This is a genomic window from Carboxylicivirga agarovorans, from assembly GCF_050589845.1.
Taxonomy (GTDB): Bacteria; Bacteroidota; Bacteroidia; order Bacteroidales; family Marinilabiliaceae; genus Carboxylicivirga; species Carboxylicivirga agarovorans.
In genome coordinates, this window is sequence record NZ_JBNGPA010000016.1 from 89975 (window position 1) to 107063 (window position 17089).

General features: G+C 39.4%; 14 protein-coding genes. 2 read left to right on the forward strand and 12 right to left on the reverse strand.

All coding sequences use genetic code 11. The features are described 5' to 3' along the window. Position 1: 1 nt before the first annotated feature. The 5 genes from ACRD69_RS15620 to ACRD69_RS15640 form a co-directional block, all read right to left on the reverse strand. Positions 2-1414: a triphosphoribosyl-dephospho-CoA synthase gene (locus tag ACRD69_RS15620; RefSeq protein WP_430816046.1), complete on the reverse strand. Its 1413-nt coding sequence runs from the start codon at positions 1412-1414 to the stop codon at positions 2-4. Beyond that, positions 1414-2967, reverse strand: coding sequence for a citrate lyase subunit alpha (gene citF, locus ACRD69_RS15625; RefSeq protein WP_430816047.1), 1554 nt, complete (start codon positions 2965-2967; stop codon positions 1414-1416). Before citF ends, ACRD69_RS15620 begins: the two co-directional genes overlap by 1 nt. Positions 2968-2978: 11 nt before the next feature. Further along, complete coding sequence (locus tag ACRD69_RS15630) at positions 2979-3872, reverse strand: HpcH/HpaI aldolase/citrate lyase family protein (protein WP_430816048.1); 894 nt, start codon at positions 3870-3872, stop codon at positions 2979-2981. Positions 3873-3878: 6 nt separating this feature from the next. After that, positions 3879-4169 (reverse strand): citrate lyase acyl carrier protein, encoded by a 291-nt coding sequence (gene citD, locus ACRD69_RS15635; RefSeq protein WP_430816049.1) that lies wholly within the window; start codon positions 4167-4169, stop codon positions 3879-3881. A gap of 325 nt (positions 4170-4494) precedes the next feature. Beyond that, complete coding sequence (locus tag ACRD69_RS15640; RefSeq protein WP_430816050.1) at positions 4495-6633, reverse strand: S9 family peptidase; 2139 nt, start codon at positions 6631-6633, stop codon at positions 4495-4497. A 283-nt stretch (positions 6634-6916) separates the two neighbouring features. On the opposite strand from ACRD69_RS15640, the gene ACRD69_RS15645 reads away from it, so the two are divergent. Further along, entirely contained in the window at positions 6917-7354 is a 438-nt protein-coding gene (locus ACRD69_RS15645) for a hypothetical protein (protein WP_430816051.1), read from the forward strand. A gap of 56 nt (positions 7355-7410) precedes the next feature. Then, positions 7411-10503 (forward strand): ATP-binding cassette domain-containing protein, encoded by a 3093-nt coding sequence (locus ACRD69_RS15650; protein ID WP_430816052.1) that lies wholly within the window; start codon positions 7411-7413, stop codon positions 10501-10503. Positions 10504-10538: 35 nt separating this feature from the next. On the opposite strand, the gene ACRD69_RS15655 is transcribed toward ACRD69_RS15650, so the two are convergent. The 7 genes from ACRD69_RS15655 to guaA form a co-directional block, all read right to left on the reverse strand. Beyond that, positions 10539-10919 carry a DUF1987 domain-containing protein gene (locus ACRD69_RS15655; RefSeq protein ID WP_430816053.1) on the reverse strand — a complete coding sequence of 127 codons (381 nt, stop codon included), beginning with the start codon at positions 10917-10919 and terminating at the stop codon, positions 10539-10541. A gap of 16 nt (positions 10920-10935) precedes the next feature. Beyond that, positions 10936-11484 (reverse strand): SiaB family protein kinase, encoded by a 549-nt coding sequence (locus tag ACRD69_RS15660; protein ID WP_430816054.1) that lies wholly within the window; start codon positions 11482-11484, stop codon positions 10936-10938. Positions 11485-11639: 155 nt separating this feature from the next. Then, positions 11640-12461: a serine O-acetyltransferase gene (locus ACRD69_RS15665; protein ID WP_430816055.1), complete on the reverse strand. Its 822-nt coding sequence runs from the start codon at positions 12459-12461 to the stop codon at positions 11640-11642. A 105-nt stretch (positions 12462-12566) separates the two neighbouring features. Beyond that, the gene (locus tag ACRD69_RS15670; RefSeq protein WP_430816056.1) at positions 12567-13091 is read right to left on the reverse strand and encodes an AAA family ATPase; all 525 of its coding nucleotides are present in this window, start codon (positions 13089-13091) and stop codon (positions 12567-12569) included. Beyond that, positions 13081-13686 carry a nicotinamide riboside transporter PnuC gene (gene pnuC / locus ACRD69_RS15675; RefSeq protein ID WP_430816057.1) on the reverse strand — a complete coding sequence of 202 codons (606 nt, stop codon included), beginning with the start codon at positions 13684-13686 and terminating at the stop codon, positions 13081-13083. Before pnuC ends, ACRD69_RS15670 begins: the two co-directional genes overlap by 11 nt. A 33-nt stretch (positions 13687-13719) precedes the next feature. Next, complete coding sequence (locus tag ACRD69_RS15680; protein WP_430816058.1) at positions 13720-15309, reverse strand: S41 family peptidase; 1590 nt, start codon at positions 15307-15309, stop codon at positions 13720-13722. A gap of 150 nt (positions 15310-15459) precedes the next feature. Further along, complete coding sequence (guaA, locus tag ACRD69_RS15685) at positions 15460-16989, reverse strand: glutamine-hydrolyzing GMP synthase (RefSeq protein ID WP_430816059.1); 1530 nt, start codon at positions 16987-16989, stop codon at positions 15460-15462. Positions 16990-17089 lie beyond the last annotated feature (100 nt).

The following is a 17089-nucleotide window of genomic DNA, read 5'->3' on the forward strand; positions in this document are numbered from 1 at the left end:
TTTACTTTTTTGCAAATTCAGTTTTACAATGGTGCAACGTTATTGTCAAGGCCAGTAAATCGGCCGATCCTCCCGGTGAGATGCGATTGGTATTACACCAGGCGACAAACTCTTCATACAACTGCCTGTTGCCACAGTCCCATGCCAGTAGGGCTTCATGGGCTTTTCTTTTGACCGTTTCCAGCACCTTTTTATTATGACGGTAAAGAATATTCGTATCATTATTGACCGTCATTATCTTTAACAAAACAGGCACCAGCAGTTCATTAAGTTCAGCATCATTATGTAAGGCGTATGTTTTTTTCAGGCGTTCCAAAAGAAATGGCATGGCATGATGCAGAACCGTTGGTAAACCTTGTTCAGCTTCACCCCTGGCTCCCGCAGCCTGAAGACCATACTTTTTAAAACATTGCTGACCGTGTGTTAGTTCCGCATCATTTTTAACTGAACACAATTCATTTTGAACCATGCCCCTCGTCAATTGCTGAATCACAGAAGAAAAAGAGTTGAGCTTTAAATAACCAATCTTTTTAACAACTCTGATCACGGCAAAACAACTTATCGACAACAGAAATACAGCACCTTTATGCGTATTCACACCACCGGTCGCTTGATACATGGCCTCTTCCATTCTTAGGCCTGTGACTCTGATATACGGCAATGCTTTTGAAACATCCGCACCTTCAAAGGACAGGGCGTACTTATTTAACTCGATAAAATACGGTGATAAAGCAGATACTGAATTAATGAAACTAATAAAATCCATATCGCCATGTGAACCGGCTGAATTCCTGCAAACCAATCCTGGCTTTGGCGTTAATACAACCTCCTGCAGTAAACCTTTTGTTGCGAATGAGGCAAGTTTATTAAGCAACTCATTGTTACGCTGCTTTAGCAAATACAAGTCAATCGCATCTAACATGGCCTGCCTGACTTCTTCAATGGAATGTCGCTTTAATTTCCTGCAGTTTTCTGCAGACTCTTTGCAAATAAAGCATTGTTTTGCTTTTCCTGATGAAACAGGCTTACCATCTGATGTCATAACATCCAGGTCTGTAACTCGTCCCAGTTCGAAGCTTTCTTCAAATGCTTCGGTTATCTGCTTCAACTCAAACGGGTCAACTTGTTCATGCTTGAAAAGATAAATAATTGCATCTCCCGATACATCATGGATCGTCTGCTTATCCTGCCATTTAAAATTAGGATTTTGGCTCTGCAAATAGAACGAAAACTCCCTGTCAACCTTATGAATAAATGATAACAAGGCAGCGTTTGACTTTGGCAAACCAGGAATATTTAACTGTAAAGACACTAAATGATAGCCGCTTCTGACCATTTTCAGCTTTTCATCCTGTCGCTTTTCCCGGGCTTCCAGTAATCGACCAAAGACTTCTGTTTCCAGTGGTACTTCCATTATTCTTTCACTTGCCGTATAACATCAATTACAGTTCCATCACGATACTCAACTATTCCAACCACGCGATCTGTTGTTTCAATAGGCCTGGCTTTTCCGGTAATACCTTCCACCTCATTGGCCAGCGTCTCAATATCTTTAACAGCGATACCTGCCCTTTCCAGGTTAGCTTTTAGCTCCGGACGTTCAGGATTAACACAGATACCCCGCTCCGTAACCAGAACATCAATACTTTCACCCGGTGTAACAATGGTATGCACCTTCTTTTTGACAATTGGTATACGACCACGGAATGAAGGACAAACCACTACAGTCAGGTTAGCACCCGATGCCGTATCACTGTGCCCACCGGATGCGCCACGCACATAGCCTTCCGAACCGGTGATCACGTTGACATTGAATTCCGTATCTATTTCAAGTGCACCCAGTACAACAATATCCAGTTTGTTGGTCATACATCCGCAATTAAAGGGATTAGCATACAGACCTGCCGGTATCTCTATGTGATAGGGATTATCCATTAATGAAGAACTCACTGCCGCATCAAACGACTGCACATCAAAAATAGAGCTGAACAGGCCCTCATTAAGCATATCTACCCCATAGGACGTAACACCCCCCAGTAAAAAGCTACCTTTTATGGTGCGCTTTTTCATTATTTTACGAATATACTTGGCTACAGCCAGTGAAGCACCTCCTGCCCCAACCTGAAAGCTAAAACCATCCTTTAACTCACCCGAATTTTCGATCACTTCAGCAGCCAGGCGAGCAATTTGAAGATCCATTGGCGCTTTGGTAATACGCGTCGTACCACCTGCGATCTTTGAAGGATCACCAATGGAATCAACCTTGACAACATAATCGATGTAATTTTGTGTCACTGATTGAGGGACACAAGGATAATCAACAATGGTATCGGTCACCACAATTACCTGTTTGGCATACCACGAATCGATGGCTGCATAACCCATGGAACCAAAAGCTGACTTACCATGGGCACCGGTTGCATTACCTTCAATGTCAGAAGCCGATGCAGCCAGAATAGCCAGGTCGATTTTGATCTTACCGGTATGCACACTACGTACACGTCCACCATGGGAGTGAATCACGAAAGGCTTTGGCAAAACACCTTCAGCTATGGCTTTCCCCAGTTCACCCCTGATGCCGCTGGCGTATATTTGTGTAATTGTTCCATCTTTGAAATAAGGCAGAATAGGATCATGAGCTGTCGTCAGGCTACTTGCAGCAAGTGTAATATCTTTAATACCCAGCTCCGCCAGTATTCTAATGGATTCAAACACCAGGTTATCACCTCCGCGCAAATGGTGATGAAATGAAACAGTCATACCATCCCTTGGGTTGGTTTTGATGATCGCCTCACGCAAGGTATCACACATCTTATTGGAATGCGGCATCTTCGCTTTATTGGGCGGTGGAACTGTTTTTTCTTCCATCCATCCTTTTTTAAGCTTTGTAAAAGCACCTTCAAATGGCTCGAGCTTTCCAATGCCGGTCAATTCAAGGGGTATATCAATATTTACTTTATTTTTCACAACAATACGATTTAAAGCGATTCAACATCAATATCAGCCATTTCCAACACACGTAAAGCACGTTGGACAACAGGTGCATCAACCATTTTTCCATCGACTGCAAATACACCGATACCTTCAGCTTTATTTCGTTCAAAGGCTTTTACAATTTTGGCCGCTTTCCTGATCTCCTGTTCAGTGGGCGTGAATACCTCGTTAACGATCTCTATCTGGCGCGGATTTATAATTGCCTTACCTGTAAAGCCCAGCTTTTTAATGTACTCAGCCTCTTCGCGTAAACCTTCTTCGTTTTCCACGTCCACAAAAACGGTATCGAACACATCTATTTTGCATGCCTTAGCAGCCATTACAATCTGCTTGCGCGCATAATCGATTCCTATTCCATCATTAGCTTTCACCAGTTGCATATCAGCAGCCAGATCCTGTCCTCCGATAGAGATGGCATCAATACGTTTTGAATATTTAGCGATGTCATAGACATTCTGAACACCTAAAGCTGTTTCAATCATAACATGCACCTTCATCCGGTCATGGGGCAAATGATGCTCTGTTTCTATCTGCTCAATCACATGTATGATCCGCTCAATTTCTTCCAGGGTTTCCACTTTAGGCAGGCGAATGGCATCAGGCTGTAATGGAACAATATGTTTTAAATCTTCAAGTCCAAATGGAGTATCAATATGATTAACCCGAACTGTCACTTCACAGCCCTCATATGAAATATATTGCAGCATATGTGACACCAGGATACGGGCTGCATCTTTCTGGTTTAATGCCACTGCGTCTTCCAAATCGAGTAAAACGCCATCGGCACCATACACACTCCCCTGCTGAAGCATTGCCGGATTATTACCGGGAATGTAAAGCATGGTTCGCCGTTTAAATGTTTTTTGTTTCACTTCCATCATTCGCTAGTTTAAGGTTCCGGTTTGCAATTGGGCAGCCCTCTTTAATGCGGTTTCCACCCTGGCCGAAACAGTTGGCGGTAATGCTCCTTTATCATTTATAATCAGTCGAACATCTGAGATCTGAAATTTGTCCAGATCCGCATGAATCTGACTTAACAAGTCTTCACCAAATTGCTGCATAACAATAGACTTCAATTCAATCAGGCGGCCTGCTCCTTTCTCAACAGGTTCAACCATTACAAGTATATCACTTGACTCGAAACTACCAGCTTGTGCTTTTTGTTTTAGTTCCATAGCTTAGCATTAAAGAAATTTTTCATCAAATATTGAATTAAATCTGTTAATAACCTAGTTACAAATATGGTTCTATAACATATTTTGCCCCTTACAGGGCAACAACAACGACAATCAACTGCAATTCTGACAGTTAGAGATACAGGCAATTTCACCAGCCACAACACGACACAGCTTACCTGCTGGTTTTGTGAACATTAGCACCAGCCTAATATTTCAACAAAAAGACTTGCTATAGCAGACAAAAATCTTTTCTTTAGTTCTTACAAAAAAAAGCCTGATAAGATTGAACTTACCAGGCTTTCTTTTGCAGTATTTGCAACTACTACAAGAAATCATCAAAATATTGCGTTACCTTTTCCATTAAATGAATCCGGTCTTTTCCTCTTACATTGTGTTCATGCCTTGGGTAGGCGAAATAGTCTATTTGAACACGGTTTTTAACACATTCACGGGCAAAGGTCAAACTATGCTGCCAAACCACCACAGGGTCAATGGCACCATGTATTACCAATAAGCGTCCTTCAAGATCATTTACCCGCATGTTCAGGTTAGCCTGCTTATAACCTTCCGGATTCTCCTCAGGAGTATCCATATAACGTTCACCATACATTATTTCATAATACTTCCAATCGATCACAGGTCCGCCTGCTGCTCCCACCTTAAATACATCAGGGTGTTGTGTCATCATTGAAATGGTCATAAAACCACCATAGCTCCATCCGTGGACTCCAATACGATCAGTATCGACATAAGGTAATGACTTCAGGTATTCTATTCCCTGCATCTGATCCTCAACCTCTGGCTGCCCGATCTGACGGTGAATAGCCTGGGTAAAATCCTTACCCCTGTATGATGTTCCCCTGTTATCAAGCGTAAAAGCAATGTAACCCTTTTGAGCCATATACAATTGCCAGCCACGAGCTCCGCCTAACCACCGGTTTTGTACCATTTGCGAGTGCGGACCACCATATACATAAACAATTACCGGGTATTTTTTTGATGCATCAAAGTCTACAGGCAGCACAACACGTGCATTTAAGTCAAACTGACCATCTTTTGTTTTTAACTTTACCATTTCCACTTTACCAATCTCAATGCCCTCATACGGATTTTCAACGACCTGCAAGGTGCGGATCTTTCTGCCTCGTGTATCGTTCAGGTTCGTCTTTGAAGGCACATGTAAAGATGAGAAGGTCGTTAAAGCATAACGCCCGTCTTTACTAATTTTAGTACGATGTACACCAGGCTCATTGGTGACGCGGGTCATTTTCCCAGAAGAAAGACTCACTTTATAAACATGACGCTCTAATGCTTCTTCCTTAGTGGACTCGATAAAAATGTTTTTATTGGTTTTATCAAAACCCAGCACTTTTGTCACCTCCCAATTACCACTTGTCAGTTGCTTTTCTAAGTGACCATTTGATGTATATATATAAAGATGGTTAAATCCATCTCGCTGACTTTGCCAGATAAAGTCACTTTTTTTACCTGGAATAAACAACGCAGGATGTTGAGGCTCTGTCCAGCGCTCATCCTTTTCTTCAAAAAGAGTGGATATATACTCTCCGCTTACGGCATCATATTTTTTCAATTCCATATGATCCTGTCCACGATTCAACTCAGCGATAAGTATGTATTTATTATCAGGTGTCCAGCAAACATTTGTAAAGTAACGATCTTTTGGATCACCGGTTTTCAGGTAAATAGTTTCTTTCGAACTTAGGTTATATACACCCACTTTCACCTGATGGCTATCCATACCGGCCATTGGGTACTTAATGTTCTCAACCCTTGCCACACGTTCTGCCACATTAACCAAAGGATAATCACTAACCATTGAATTATCCTCACGATAGAAAGCTAAGTAAGAACCATCAGGAGACCAGAATGTCCCCTTATCAATTCCAAACTCATTGCGATGTACCGTGTGACCAAAAACAATATCATCACCTTCATTACCGGCAACAAATACAGATTCACCATTTCCTTGTTTTATGTAGAGGTCATTACCAATCGTATATGCAACCGTCTTCTTATCATTATTTAAATCAAAATTAGCACCATTGGTATCACGGTTTACAAACTTTTCAACCTGAGCGGTACTCTCATCTATGGTAAAAAAACCTTCTGTGCCGGCAAAAGAAAAGCGCGTTGCGGTTTCCCACTTTAAACGTGGCATGCGACTTAGCTTATTGTGATTACCATTTTCAAGAACATCATTTAGCCATTTCAAATCGAAGGCCAGAAATTCGGCATTTGATTTAAGTGCCTGCACAAAAACAGAATCATTACGTTGGATAACCAACTGGTTGGCATCCCCCTTAAAAGCAACATTTAATGCACGTGGATAGTAATTGTAAAATGTTTTTCCACCGTGGATAACATCTTCAATGCTTAGCTGAGCATTAATTGTTGTGGCAGAAAACACAATCAATAGAAATAAGAAAACACTTTTCTTCATTGTTAGTTATTTATAGTTATTTTTCGTTGCAGTACAATTAAATTAAGCGCCGTACGTTAGGCTTATCAAATGCATAGTTGATAAAAATATATCAACTAAACAATGAAAAAAGTAATTATATGGTGATTGCCTGGATGAAATCTATATCATATCTACACATAAAATCAATAGCTAAGGATATTATTTTTGATTTTTTTTCATTCACAGCAACTATTATTGACAACTTTTAAATATCTTTCTGAAAAATTTGAACCTGTTAAATCTCTATAAAAGCACATTTAAAATGAAGCGCTCGGTAATTTTATTTTTATTAGCTGTATTAGCAATAGTATCTCCGTTAAAATTAAATTCACAAGAAGACGTTTTATTCTCGAAATGCATTAACGAACTCAAGTCGCCGTTTGTTGCAAGCGGCCAGCCTTTCAGAGCCTTTTTAACAGGATCAGAAGTTGCTGAGTTTCATACTACATTCTTTTCCGGAAGTATGTATCGTGTTGTTGCTTCAAGTCATCAGGACAATAATATTCTGTTCTCCATTTATGACAAAGAGCGTAACCTTCTTTTCTCTAATGAGCAATTTGAGGCTGCAGGCTCATGGGATTTTAAAATAGAAGGTTCTGTTGAGTGCATTGTTGAAGCAAGGTTAAACCCTGAAGTTTCAACATCAGGAATTGCAATGTTAATGATTGGATTTAAAAGCCTTGATGAAATGAACCAATAGATTCATTTCCAAATTAACTAAATACTAACCTCAAAGAGGTTATTTGACCAGGTAGGATGAGCGAGGAAATATTAAAAGCACTTATACAACTTTTTGCCCTCATTGCCTTTCCCCGCACCGAAGTAAAATCCCGACGATTCATTGTCAAGTCTTTTCTGAATCAGCAGCTTAACAATAGACTGGTTGAAGAATATCTCGAGTTGTTTGACCGACTACACGAAGAAAACGAACAACGCCTATCCGACAAGGGTAAGTTCCGCAAAAGACACTCTGCAAGCTCAGTAAAGGTTCTTAAGATAGCCACAGAGATAAATGAAGCACTGACCTATTATCAGAAGTTAATAGTTCTGATTCAATTAACTGAATTTCTGAATATTGATATTGGCATGAGTGAATATGAACGTGAGTTCATTGAAACTGTTGCGCAAACATTTAATATACCTCAAGAGGAATACCTCTTATTAAATAGCTTTATTACAAGTTCATTTTCTGAGCTACCCGATTCAAAAAATGTATTGATCGTAGATAATAAGACCTTCTATGAGCCTACAGCTTTCAAACATTTGTATTGGGATAACCTAAAGGGAGAATTACGGGTAGTGCACCTTAAGTCTGTCAATCTCTTTGCTTTTCGCTTTCGGGGGAATATTGACTTAACTATGAATGGTCAATTAATCACCGAAGGACGAGTCCAGATCTTAAACCCCGGAAGTTCTCTGCGAAATAAACTGATCGATACCATTTTTTACAGTGATATATTCGGGCAGTTTATTGGCGACAATACGGATAATGCCATTGATTTCAGGTGCATTAATGTAGAGTACCACTTTAGTAAAAAAGCCATTGGTCTTCATGACACTTCTTTTGCTTCCAAATCGGGAAAACTGGTTGGTATCATGGGATCCAGCGGAGCGGGAAAAAGCACGCTCGTTAATGTTCTAAGTGGAATAGAAGCACCTACAAAAGGTCATGTTTATCTTAACGAAATAGATGTTCATGAAAATTTAGATCAGGCTAAGGGCTTAATTGGTTATGTAGCTCAGGATGATCTTCTGATGGAAGACTTAACCGTTTACCAAAACCTGTACTACAATGCCAAACTTTGTTTTGATAACCTTCATGAATACCAGATAAAGCGAAAAGTCTTAAAACTTTTAAGTTCATTGGGCCTTTATGAGATTCGATTTATGAAGGTAGGCAGCCCTCTCAATAAGAAGATCAGCGGGGGGCAACGTAAACGTCTGAACATAGCCTTAGAACTTATTCGTGAACCATCCATTTTATTTTTGGATGAACCGACATCAGGGCTCTCTTCAAGGGATTCAGACAACATTATTGATCTGCTGAAAGAGCTTTCGATCAGAGGCAAGCTGGTTTTTGTGGTCATACATCAACCATCGTCTGATATATTTAAAATGTTCAACCAGTTGCTCGTACTGGACACTGGTGGTTATTTAATTTACAACGGCGATCCGGTTGAAAGTGTCAATTATTTTAAGGCATGTATTAATCATGCCAATCGGGATGAAAGTGAATGCCCCACATGTGGTAATGTGAATGTTGAGCAAATACTCAATATCGTCAATTCGCAAATACTTGATGAGTATGGTAACTTCACCCAAACAAGGCGCGTTGATCCCAAAGAATGGTACGATTTATTTCATGATGGATGGGAATCGAATGATCCTCCGGTATCGGAAAGATCCACCCTTCCGAAAATAAGCTTTCAAATACCCAATAAGCTGAAGCAGTTATTCATCTTCATGAAAAGGGACATTGCTTCCAAGCTATCCAACAGGCAATATTTACTGATAAACCTATTGGAAACTCCGGTTCTTGCACTTTTGCTTGCATCCATCATCAGGTATTACGATGTAGATAATGCAACCGATTCGGTATATAGTTTTGCCAAGAATCCGAATATTACCGTTTACATCATCATGTCGGTAATCATTGCTTTGTTTGTTGGCTTAACTGTTAGTGCCGAAGAAATAATAAGTGACAGGAAGATTAAAAAGCGGGAATCGTTCCTCAATTTGAGCAGGTTGAGTTACTTGTTTTCAAAACTCTTTATTCTTTCCGGACTGTCAGCTATTCAATCGGCCTTGTTCGTTTTGATAGGAAACTACATCATTGAACTGAATGGTATGTTTCTCCATTACTGGCTCATTCTGTTTAGCTGCTCTGTATTTGCCAACATACTGGGACTGAACATATCAGACACATTCAAGAAAACAGTTAATATATACATCATCATACCATTCCTGATCATTCCTCAACTGATCTTAAGTGGCGTATTTATTAGCTTTGATCGTCTGAATCCAGCCATCTCGAGTCCTGAAAAGATACCTTTATACGGAGAAATCATTACAGCTCGCTGGGCCTTTGAAGCATTGGCTGTAGCCCAATTTATGGAAAATGACTTTGATGAACAGTTTTACAGTTACCAAAAGCTAAAGAGCCAGGCTAAATACAGAAAAGAGTTTTGGATACCTGCTCTTAACAGCCACCTTTCAAAGATCAGAGCTTATGACCCGTCCAATGAGGCTAATGACACAGAAAAACGCAACTACTCTGTTAGTCTGATTAATCAAGAATTAGCGAAGCATTATAAACTATATCCTGAGCGCACAACAAAACCGCGTACCATTTCAACACAAGTCAGATCGGGCGAAATTGATTCCATCAGTAATTATCTCACTCAATTAAAAGAGTATTATAAAACGCTTTTCAATCAGGCAGACAAAAGACTAGATGAGAAGGTTAAAGACCTGACAAAGACTGAAGAAAGCAGGTTAGCCTATATTGATAGTAAAAACAAATATCACAACGATGACCTTGAACGCTTTGTAACAAATTCAAACAATTTCTTCTCCAATAAGATTATTGAATATAACGGAGCTCTCTGGCAAAAGCTTGATCCCATTTATCAGGATCCTGAATCATCTGTTAAAGCACATTTTCTGGCACCTACCAAGAAAGTAAACAAGGTGCATGTGGGTACCTTTTATGCGAATACAATAATCATATGGCTTATTAATATCATATTGTTTATCGCACTATACTTCAGAGTACTGCCCAACCTTTTACGATTAAGAACCCTTATCGGCTGGTATATTAAAGACAGAAAAAAAGCTGATAAGTATTAAACTTACCAGCTTCCTGTATTTCTTAAGGAAGGTTATTACTCTTCCATTTCAATCATTTTAAAAGGTATGTTAATTATCGACTGATAATCTTCACCAGCTTCGAACATATCTTCATCGTCCTCTTCATAATACCAGTTTATTTCAACCGGATTTCCTTTTTTATGAATGAGTTCGAGGCGCTTAAAAATATCTAAAATACATTTAGATGAACTTGTATTAAAATACTCTAATTGGATGTTGACGTTGGTTTCTTCAGAAGGTGTATCACCAAACTTCTCAAGCCAATCAATTATGGGCTTGTAAAACTCAACAGAATTTTCAGGAATAGAACGGCCTTTTATTTCAACCACTCCATTTTCCCCATCCAGTCTTACAAATGGTGTTTTTGGACTTCCTTCACGAATAATTGTTTCCATACTGGTAGCTATACGGTTAACTAATGTATACATCTAGCGAGAAAAAGATGTATTCATCATCAAATTGATAAAAATAATATTCTAATTTATTGCCTGTTTTTCTAACGATATCGAGCATTCCAAGGCCTCCCCCTCCTTTTTCCGAAAACTCATCGTTATTAAGTATGTCTCTGTAAAGCATACGAACTTCTTCGTCTGACAGAGAGTTTACCTGGTCAATTCGGTCTTTAATATAATTTAATTTTTCCTTTTTCACAAAATTGCCCGTAGAGATGCGGTAAAAGGTACCATCTTTACTTAAGATAATAATGCCAAAATTGCTACTTTGTTCAACTGGTGCTGTTGATGGCGGCAAGTCGACATGATGATATAAATTTTGTAAACTCTCAACAAATACATTGTAAACTTTCTTTCGAACACGATTCTTTTCATTCTTCATGTTCAAACTGTTTTCAATGGACTGTAGAGCTTCAGAAATTAAATCTGGTGTAATACTTCCGTTATACTCCAGAATAACCTCCCCTTGTTTCTTCTCTAAATACCAATTTTTAAGTTCAAATGCCATCCCAATGGTCTAATTGCCTACAAATATAGAAAAATTATGCTATTCGTCATTTCAGCACAAGTTTACATTAAATACATCAGCTTTCCCTCATTTGGTGCAACTATTTGGTAAAGCCATGGTATTTTCGGATTAAAACTACTTTTTGTTTGACAATTTTAAATACCACCACCTTCTGCATACAATAAATCACGGGGTTTAAACTGTACAATTTTCGAACCCGGCATTACTGGGTTGGTCACCCACACATTACCTCCGATAACCGAATTTTCACCGACAGTAATTCGTCCTAATATGGTTGCTTGTGCATATATAACAACATTATCTTCAATGATGGGGTGACGAGGAATTCCTTTTATCGGATTACCATGTTCATCCAATGGAAAACTCTTTGCTCCCAGGGTCACTCCCTGAAAAAGCTTTACATTTTTTCCAATTATTGAGGTTGCTCCAATTACAACACCTGTTCCGTGATCAATACTAAAGTACTCTCCAATCGTTGCACGCGGATGGATATCTATCCCTGTCTCTGAATGTGCCATTTCACTGATCATACGTGGTATCAGCGGCACACCAATAGTCAGAAGCGCATGAGCCACACGGTAATTAGTTATGGCCCTGATGGCCGGATAGCAAAAAATAACCTCTCCTTTGCTTTGCGCAGCAGGATCTCCGAGAAAAGCCGCTTCAACATCGGTTGCCAGCATACGGCGAATTTCAGGTAGCTCACCAATAAACTGACTGGCATAGTCATGTGCCAGACTTTTTCGTTCGCCCAGGTCAAAGCCCTCTGGTTTATCGCACATAAAGCAAAGACCGGCAAAGATCTGTTCAACTAATAAACTGTATAACTTTTCAGTATTCACCCCAATATAATAGCTAACACTATCGGGACGAATGGAGCTATTGCCATAATAGCCTGGAAAAATAATTTCCCGGGACAGGTTGACAATTTCCTCCAATGCCATAATTGATGGCATTTTGTGGTCTTTAAATGTTGGATGACAAACACTTTTGTAGCTATGCTCCCGCGATAGCTCCTCTATTGCCTGTTTAACTCTTGAAAAATGATCAGAGGTCATATCCTATAATATTTGGTTAATATGGTTCTTTGCCTGCTGGAAACGTTCATCGCCCCGGCCATTAATTATCCGATAATTGAAACTATATCTTTTCAGCTCTTGTTCATATTGTTCAAACAAGTACATGCGCTTATTCTCATTCTCGCGAATACCATCGGCAACCCATTCAATATCGGGATAACATAAGAGGTGCAGGTCTATCTTTACGTCTTTTAAAAAAGCTTCAAACCAGACCGGCACTTTCTTATATACTTCAGTAAACCACACCTTTGTAATAATTAAAAAGGTATCAAAAACAACAAAGGCCTGATTCAACCCGCATGCTTTCCTGTACGATGCAATCTGATGCTTTGCAATGGCCTCAACATCTTCATAAGCATAATCACGATCAAGGCCAGCCACATATTCTCTTGCATATTCGGGCACACAGTGAACTTTATATTCTTCACTTAACATTTGTGATAATGTCGATTTGGCTGTTGATTCAGGCCCTGTAAACACAATTATCTTAGGTCTCTTATTTAGCATGCTGAACCATTAATCGTTTCCACTCAAAGTAACCGACAACTGCCCCAATGGTGTATACCAGGAATAAAAAGCCATAAAAATACAAACCTTTATAAATATACATTCCCATTGAAAGGGTGTTAATGCCTATCCAGAACACCCAGTGATGAATATACTTACGTGCCAGCAGCCAGGTTGCTACGATAGAAGCCGCTGTTGTTAAGGAATCCAGATAAGGCAAATCTGAGCTGGCGATATCTACCATTACAGGTATTTTTAACAGAGCCGATAACAAAACAAAATAAAGGATAGTTCCAATAACGATCAGCTTAAGTAGTAATTGCCACCTTAATCCTTTAATTGTGACTGATACTTCTTCTTTAGTTTGCCCGCTTAACCAATACCACCATCCATAAACACTAATGATAACATAGTATAGCTGTAAACCCATATCAGCATATAAAGCCGACTGGTAAAAGACTATAAGTGAAATGACCGATGCTACTATACCCCAGGGCCACAGCCATGCTTTTTCACGAATTGAATAAAATAAATAGATCAGAGAAGCGAAAGTTCCTGCCACTTCAAATCCATAACGATAAATAAAATCTATCATTCAAACACTAATAATTTGGTGAGCTATTTCGGTTTATTTCAGGTATTGTGAATAATCTCTCTTAGACTCTACAATTTCAACGGCTTTATTATAAGTTTCTGAAATTGGATTAATGGATTGAAAATATTCTGACGATGAGAACAGATCACGCGCTATCAGAGCTTTCAACTGTGCCTCAATTAATGGACGTGAAATTTCCAATTGTTCTTTGTCCTCCTCAATATCTTCATCCTTACCTTCGTTAATCAATAGGCCTAAAATTTCATCTGAGATTATGAATTCTTTTTCAAAGGTTTTAAAATCCTGGTATTTAGTTTCAAGTTCATTACGTTTTCCATCCACATAATTCAAAATCATTCGGTTAACCGCCCCACTTGCAACCAGATCACGATAGTAATCAGAATACATGGTCGTGTCAACTGCAATAAACACATCCGGCATTATTCCTCCACCACCATATACGGTGCGACCAGAAACTTTAGTTTTATATTCCAGCGATTCATCGAAATGAATACTATCCTCATTGGACAACTCACCGTGAAGGTAACGCTCACCTAATTCATTGTGATAGGCAGCAACACCGTTTGTATAGTCTTTTTGAATACATCTGCCCGCAGGAGTATAGTATTCGGCAATGGTCAGTCGAATCATGGATCCATCAGGAAAGTCGAATGGACGCTGAACCAAGCCCTTACCAAAACTGCGTCGTCCAAGTACAAGTCCCCTGTCCCAATCCTGAACAGCACCAGATACAATTTCACTGGCTGATGCAGACCCTTCGTCTATTAGTACAACAAGGTTACCTTTCTCAAACAAGCCTTTTTTACTTGCATGGTGATTGCGCCTCTCGCTATTCAAACCTTCAGTATATACAAGAAGTTTGTCCTTATCCAATAATTCATCAGCGATATCAATCGCTGCTTTCAGGTAACCTCCACCATTGCCCCTTAAATCAAGAATCAAATTTTCGCATCCTTCTTCTTCAAGTTTTTCAAGCGCCTCAACAAATTCATCATGGGTATTAAGGGCAAAACGCGAAATTTTAATGTAAGCAGTTTTTGGTGTTGCCATATAAGCGGCCTCAACACTATACAATGGTATTTTATCCCGGGTAACAACAAACTTAAGCTCTCCACCGGTTCCCTTGCGTAGAATACTCAGGTTGACCTTCGTTCCTTTTTTACCTCTTAAGTATTTAAAGACATCACTGTTTTTAATGCCGATACCAGCCACATTTTCACCATCAATCTCCACTATACGATCGCCTGCACGAATTCCAACTTTCTCGGATGGACCTCCTATAACAGGATTGACAACCATAAGGGTATCATCCAAAATATTAAACTGAATTCCTACCCCCTCAAAACTACCGTCTAAAGGCTCATTCATTGCAGCCACTTCATCGGCTGAAATATACACTGAATGGGGATCAAGACTCTTCAGCATGCCAACAATGGCTTCCTCAACCAACCCTTCGTTATCAACTGAATCAACATATAAGGAATTAACCAATTGATACGTCAACTGTAATTTCTGAATGTTTTTATCATAAACCTGGGCACTGGCAAGCAGTGCAACCATCATAAACGCAACGCTTAAAATCAAACTCTTCTTAATACCCATCTTCTCCGTTTTAGTTATGTTCTAATGTTGTTCAAATAGCAGGAATTATGCTACCCGCAGCTATAATGTGACTTGAACTATAAAGATAAACAAAGGCCGGAAAGAAAAAGTTCCTCCGGCCTTATATTTTTTATAAAATATCACTTTATCCTATTCCCATTCGATGGTCGCAGGTGGCTTTGAGCTAATATCGTAAACTACGCGATTAACGCCTTTGACTTTATTGATGATATCATTTGATACACGTGCAAGAAAATCATATGGCAAATGAACCCAATCGGCTGTCATTCCATCAGTAGATGTTACAGCACGCAGGGCCACTACTTTTTCATATGTTCGCTCATCACCCATTACACCAACAGATTGCACAGGTAATAACATAGCACCTGCCTGCCATACCTGATCATACAGGTTACTATCTTTCAGCCCCTGAATAAAGATATGGTCCACCTCTTGCAACAAGGCCACTTTTTCAGCAGTAATATCACCTAAGATACGAATAGCTAATCCTGGTCCAGGGAAAGGGTGACGACCTAACAGGTTATCATCAATACCCATGGCACGACCAACACGACGAACCTCATCCTTAAATAATAAGTTCAATGGCTCAACCACCTTCAGGTTCATTTCTTCAGGTAAACCACCTACATTGTGGTGTGATTTAATGGTTGCCGACGGTCCGTTAACTGATACTGATTCAATAACATCAGGATAAATAGTCCCTTGTGCCAACCACTTCACGTCCTGTATTTTATGTGCTTCTGCATCAAATACTTCAATAAACACGCGACCAATGATCTTGCGTTTTGTTTCAGGATCTGACACGCCATCTAACTCGCTTAAGAATTCATGTTTAGCATCTACACCAATAACATTCAAGCCCATGTGTTTGTATGAATCCAACACCGCCTCAAACTCATTTTTTCGAAGTAAGCCGTTATCAACAAAGATACAAGTCAGGTTTTTACCAATTGCCTTGTGTAATAACACACCTGCAACCGTACTGTCAACACCGCCTGATAATCCAAGTACAACTTTATCGTTTCCTAGTTTTGCTTTTAATTCAGCAACTGTTGTTTCAACGAAAGAATCTGGTGTCCAATCCTGTTTGCAACCACAAACTCCAACAACAAAGTTCTTAAGAATTTGCGTTCCTTCTGTACTGTGATATACTTCAGGATGGAACTGCATTCCGAAAGTTTTCTCGCTTTCAATTTTATAAGCAGCAACCTTTACATCTTTGGTACTGGCAATAATATTATATCCTTCAGGAAGATTAACAATAGTATCACCATGAGACATCCAAACTTGTGAATGATCGCTGACACCTGTCAATAATTCACTGCTTTTGTCAACATACTCAAGGTTGGCACGACCATATTCGCGCGTTTTAGACGGTTGAACTTCTCCTCCATAAAACTGCGATAAATATTGAGCACCGTAACAAACTCCTAACAAAGGCATCTTTCCTTTAATAGCAGTCAAGTCAGGTTTTGGTGCTTCCTCATCGCGCACACTGTAAGGACTTCCACTTAAAATAACACCCTTTACAGATTCATCCAGCTCAGGACAATTGTTAAATGGGTGAATTTCACAATACACATTAATCTCGCGCACTCGCCTTGCAATCAATTGCGTGTACTGAGAACCAAAATCCAGAATAATGATTTTTTCCTGCATTAATATTTGCCTTTATTCTTAGTTAACAACCTTATAAATAACTACTATCTTTTTATCAATGAGCCCATTATTTAATTTGGGAGTAACCAATAGTTATACC